The 5,079-nt window shown below is 70.6% G+C and carries 1 protein-coding gene; it reads right to left on the bottom strand.

Annotated elements, in window-relative coordinates; translation table 11 throughout:
• On the bottom strand, positions 1-5,020 hold a 5,020-nt coding region (locus ON23_RS03730; protein ID WP_245555904.1), incomplete at its 3' end, for a non-ribosomal peptide synthetase.
• Positions 5,021-5,079: the final 59 nt, after the last annotated feature.

The following is a 5,079-nucleotide window of genomic DNA, read 5'->3' as shown; positions in this document are numbered from 1 at the left end:
GCCACAGGCTGAAATCGGCGTACTGCACCGGCAGCGGCGCCCACGCCGGGGCCGCACCGTCGTGACGGGCGGTGTAGGCGACCATCAGATCGGTGGTGAGCGGTCCCAGCGACCAGCCGTCGGCGGCGATGTGGTGAACCACGATGCCCAGCTGGTAGGTGCGGATTCCGGTGCGCAGCACCGTCATTCGCAACGGGATCTCGTGGGTGAGGTCGAACCCGCGCTGGGCCAGTGCGCGCAGCGCCCGCTGAGCGCCGCGTTCGTCGGTGACCACGGGTTCCAGCACCGGCAGGCAGCGGTGGGAGTCGAGAACCAGCTGATACGGACCGGCCTGATCCTCGGGGAAGATCGTGCGCAGCACCTCGTGCCGGTCGACCAGATCGGCCACTGCGGCACGCAGCGCGGGCAGATCCGGGTCGCCGTCGATGCGCAAGGCGAAAGCGATGTTGTAGGCGCTGGATTCGGGTGCGTAGCGGTTCAGGAACCACATGCGTTGCTGCGGCAGTGACAGCGGAATCCGGGCGGGGCGCGGGTCGTACTGTGTCAGCGCCACCCGGTTCGTGCGCGGCGCGTGTTCCAGATGGGCCGCGACCCCGGCGACGGTGGGCGTTTCGAAGACGGCCCGGACCGGCAGTTCGACACCGAATTCGGCGTGCAGCGCGGCGGTGAGCCGGGTCGCGAGCAGCGAGTTGCCGCCGGCGTCGAAGAAGCTGTCCTCGGCGCCCGGTACGGCATGGCCGAGCACCGTCGCGAAAACCTGCGCGACCCGCTTCTCGAGCTCCGATTCCGGCGCCCGGGTCGGGCCGGCGGAGGTGAAGACCGGCGCGGGCAGCGCCTTGCGGTCGACCTTGCCGGCCGGAGTCACCGGAACCCGGTCCAGCACCGTGATCGCGGCGGGCACCATATAGGCCGGCAGGTGGCGGCGCGCAGTCTCGCGCACCTCGGCCGGGTCGATCTCGGCGCCGGCGTCGGCGGCCAGGTACGAGGCCAGCCGGGCGGCCCCGTGCTCACCGGTGTGCACGACGGTCATCGCGAACCGCACACCCGGATGCGCGCGCAGCACATGATCGATTTCGCGCAGCTCGATGCGGAAACCGCGAATCTTCACCTGATCGTCGGCGCGGCCGAGGAAGTGCAGCACGCCGTTCCCGTCGGTCGTCACGAGATCGCCGGTGCGGTACATGCGCTCGCCGCGGCGCCCGTGCGGATTCGCCGGGAAGCGGGTCGAGGTCAGGCCGTGGCGGCCGAGGTAGCCGCGGGCCAGACCGGGGCCGGAGATGTACAACTCCCCCGCGACGCCGGGCGGCACCGGATGCAGCCGGTGATCGAGGATGAACAGCCGCATCCCGCGCACCGGCTTGCCGATCGGGACGGGGCGGCCCGCGACCATCGGGTCGCTGGCGGTGGCGGCGACGGTCGCCTCGGACGGCCCGTACATGTTGTGCATGCGATGTCCGGCGGTCCAGGTGCGGACCAGATCCTCGGGGCAGGCGTCACCACCGACGATGACGGCCTCGAGATCGTCGAGGCCGTCCGGCGATACGGTCGCCAACGCGGCCGGGGTGATGAACGCGTGCGTGATTCGCTCCTCGCGCAGCAGCCGCGCGAGTTCGGCGCCGCCGTAGAGTCCGGCCGGTGCGACCACGATGGTGGCGCCGGCGGCGAAGCCCAGCAGCAGTTCGAGCACCGAGGCGTCGAACGAGGGCGAGGAGAAGTGCAGCGTGCGCGCCATATCGTTGACTTTGAACAGATGCATCTGTTCGTGCGCCAGCGAGGCGATACCGCCGTGGGTGACCACCACCGCCTTGGGTTTGCCGGTCGAACCGGAGGTGTAGATCAGATACGCCGGATGCGAAATGCGCAGCGGCAGTAGCCGATCCCGGTCGGTGACCGGTGCGGACGAGACCCGCGCCAGGGCATGGGTGAGGACCGGGGAATCCAGCAGCAGCCAGTCGGCGCTCTGTTTGCGGTGCCGGCCGCGATGCATCGGCCGTTCCGGCATGTCGGCGTGGCTGCGGGCGTCGGTCAGGCCGAGCATCGCGCCGGAATCGCTGAGCATGTGCTCGATGCGTTCGGCGGGATAGCCGGGGTCGACCGGCACATAGGCCGCGCCGGTCTTGGCGACCGCCCAGATGGCGGTGATCGAGGCCAGGCCACGTGGCAGCGCGATCGCGACCACCACCTCGGGTCCGGCACCGTGTTCGATCAGCACCCGGGCCAGCCGGTTGGAGGCCTCGTCGATCTCCCGGTAGGTGGTGTCGCGGCCCAGGTATCGGACCGCGACCAGATCCGGGACCCGCTCCGCGGTCTCGTGCAGCAGCCGCGCCAGGCTCAGCGGCGGCACACCCGGCGCACCGGCGATCGGCACCAGATTGCCGATCTCGCGGGCATCGAGGATCGGGAGATCACCGACCGCGGTCTCCGGCGCGACGACCGCGGCGTCGAGCAGCCGGACGAAACGCCGGGCCACGGCCTGCACCGTGGCATGGTCGAAAACATCGGCGGCATAACCGAATTCGGCGCTCAGCGGGCCGTCCTCGGCATCGGCGGCATCGCTGTCGTGGACGATCAGTTGCAGATCGAATTTCGCGACGCCGACATCCATCGGCAGCACCCGGGCACTGAGGCCGGGCAGGTCGACCCGCAGTTCGGGCGAGTTCTCGTAGGACAGCATCACCTGGAACAGCGGGTGGCGGCCGGCGTCGCGGGACGGGTTGACGACCTCGACCAGCCGCTCGAACGGCACATCGGCATTGGCGAAGGCATCGAGGTCGGTTTCGCGGACGCGATCGAGCATGCGGTCGAATCCGTCGGCCGGATCGACCTCGGTGCGCAGCACCAGGGTGTTGACGAACATGCCGACCAGATCGTCGAGCGCCGGATCGGAGCGCCCGGCGATCGGGGTGCCGATGGCGATATCGGCGGTGTTGCACAGACGCGAGAGCAGGCTCGCCAGGGCGGCGTGCATGATCATGAACGTGCTGACGCCACGTTCGGCGGCCACCTCGGCCACCGCGCGCCGGGTCTCGGCCGGAATCGTGAATTCGACTCGGCCACCGGCGGTGTCGCGCCGGCGCGGGCGCGGGCGATCCAGCGGAAGATCCAGCTGATCGGGCAGTTCGGCCAGGGCGGTGCGCCAGTAGGCCAGCTGCCGCGCCAGCGCACTGGTGGGGTCGGTCTCGTCGCCCAGCAGTTCGCGCTGCCACAGCGCGAAGTCCGCGTACTGGACCGGCAGCGGTGCCCACCGCGGGGCCTGTCCGGTGGTGCGCGCGGCGACCGCACCCATCAGATCGCGAGCCAGCGGCGCCACCGACCAGCCGTCGCCGCAGATGTGGTGCAGGACCACGAGGAAGACATGTTCGTCGGGTCCGGTGGCATACAGCGCCACCCGGATCGGCGCCTGACTGCGCAGGTCGAAGCCGTATCCGGCGTATTCGGTGGCCAGCGCCAGCGCGTCGGCACCGGTGGCGTCGATCGGCTCGAGGTTCAGCGGGATCTCTTCGGCCGGGTGGATCACCTGGACCGGGCCGGTCGGCGAATCGGGGAAGGTGGTGCGCAGGCTCTCGTGCCGTTCGAGCACGTCGAGCAGCGCGGCGCGCAGCACCTCCACCTCGAGCGGTCCGGTCAGCTCGACGGCCAGCGGCATGTTGTAGGCGCCGGCGTGTTCGGCGAAACGGTTGAGAATCCACAGCCGCTGCTGCGCGAGCGAGAGCGGAATGCGTTGCGGCCGTGGGCCCGCCACCAGTTTCGGGGAGGACCGGTCGATGCCGTGCGCGCCGATCCGCTCGGCGAGCTGGGCGACCGTCGGCGATTCGAACAGGTCCCGGATGGTCAGCCCGGAGCCGAAGGCGGCGTTGATCCGCGCCACGGCCCGTGCGGCGGACAAGGAGTTGCCGCCGAGGTCGAAGAAGCTGTCCTCCACGCCGAGGCTCTCGCAGCCGAGGACCTCGGTGACCAGGGCGGCCAGCTGGCGTTCGGTGGCCGTGCGCGGCTCGACGATGCTGTCGCCGCTGCGACGCGCGGGCGCTTCCGGTGCGGGCAGGGCCTTGCGGTCGATTTTCCCGTTGGCGCTCAACGGCAATTCGTCGAGTACGACGATCACGGTCGGCACCATGTACCCGGGCAGCACACCGCGCAGATCGGCGATCAGCGCGACGCTGTCGACGGTGTGCCCCGGCGCGGCCACCGCGTAGCCGACCAGTTCGTCACCGGCCGGGGTGGTGTGGGCGACGCAGACCGCGCGGGCGATCCGCTCGTCGGCCAGCAGCGCCGCCTCGACTTCACCGAGTTCGATGCGCTGGCCGCGGATCTTGACCTGAAAGTCGCTGCGTCCCAGATATTCCAGGACCGCGGGCAGCCGGTCGGCACCGGTCGCCGGCGGAATCGGATCCATCCGCCAGCGCACCAGGTCGCCGGTGCGATACATGCGCTCGCCGGGCGTGAACGGATTGGCGACGAAGCGGTCGGCGGTCAAGCCCGGGCGCCCCAGGTAGCCGCGGGCCAGCTGCACCCCGGCCAGATACAGTTCGCCGATCACACCGGGCGCGACCGGCCGCAGCGTGTCGTCGAGGACGTAGACCGGGGTGTTCCAGACCGGCGCGCCGATCGGGATGACGTCGTTCTCCGGCGCGCACGCCCAGTAGGTGACGTCGACGGCCGCCTCGGTGGGCCCGTACAGGTTGTGCAGCTGCGCCCCACCGTCCGATGCCGGGGATCCGGCCCGCCGCGCGCCGGGAACGACGGCATGGAAATCGCGCACGGTCGCCGCGGGCAGCGCCTCACCGCTGCAGAACACCCGGCGCAGGCCGTCGCAGCCGCGCACATCGGTGTCGGTGACGAACACCGACAGCATCGACGGCACGAAATGGGCTGTGGTCACGCCCTTTTCGGCGATGATGCGCGCGAGATAGGCCGGGTCGCGGTGGCCGTCCGGTGCGGCGATCACCAGCCGCGCGCCGATCTGCAACGGCCAGAAGAACTCCCACACCGACACGTCGAAGGTCGCGGGAGTCTTCTGCAGGACGGTGTCGCTGTCGTCGAGCGGATAGCGGTGCGTGCATCCACGCCAGGCGGTTCACG

Origin of the sequence: Nocardia cerradoensis NBRC 101014 (genome assembly GCF_000308535.1) — a bacterium.
GTDB lineage: Bacteria > Actinomycetota > Actinomycetes > Mycobacteriales > Mycobacteriaceae > Nocardia > Nocardia cerradoensis.
This window is presented reverse-complemented; position numbering and strand designations above follow the sequence as displayed.